The 735-nt window shown below is 43.4% G+C and carries 1 pseudogene; it reads right to left on the reverse strand.

Annotated features, from left to right (window positions below):
* Positions 1 to 735, reverse strand: a pseudogene (locus ACS8FD_RS20180) (hypothetical protein); the annotation flags it as partial.

The raw sequence follows: 735 nt of genomic DNA on the forward strand, positions 1-735 counted from the left end.
GGTGGATTTGGGCAGACTGCGCTTAATATGTGCACCAAGGCTGTTTGGTTCAGCTGGTTGCCAGCTTAAGTGACTCATGCAAAGACCATGGCACAAGATAATAACGCGTCCTGATATCTCTTTGTTTTGCAGCTGTCCACTTCTTGGACGTGAGGCGCTGTCGTATAAAATCATGGGAATCGCGAGGGGATTGTCATGATTGACCAGATGATCGCCCATCACGCCATTTAGGACGTTGATAAGCTGTTTAAAAGATTCTGGTAGCGGACGGGCGTCTTTTTGACTAATTACGTTTTTATACAATCGCAGGGCCAATGCTAGATTATTGCCAACCAAGGATGCTACCCGGCGTACCGCTCCATAGATTCGACCGGTGAGACCACGTTGCCATTTGCTGACATTGCTTTCATTAAAACGCCCCAAAGGACGTAAAACAATCTCACGGTGAATAGCTTCTACAATATCAGTTACCTCCACCACTCCCATTGTAGCAAGCTGTGCTAATCCCTCAAAAAAGTCGCTTAAAGATATAGGATTATATGCAATGGTGGTTCTATCATCGTTTGCCTGTAACTCTATTGCATCATCGATATAGATATATTCAAGCTTAGCCAGCTCTTCATATAAGTCACCTTGAAACCTTGAGCTAGCATCAGAGCCAGAGCTTATATTAGGCTCAAGCTTATTTTTGGCAAATAAATTGTGAATCGAATCGATAGAATCTAGATTGTTCAT

This window comes from Psychrobacter sp. 1U2 (assembly GCF_051847575.1).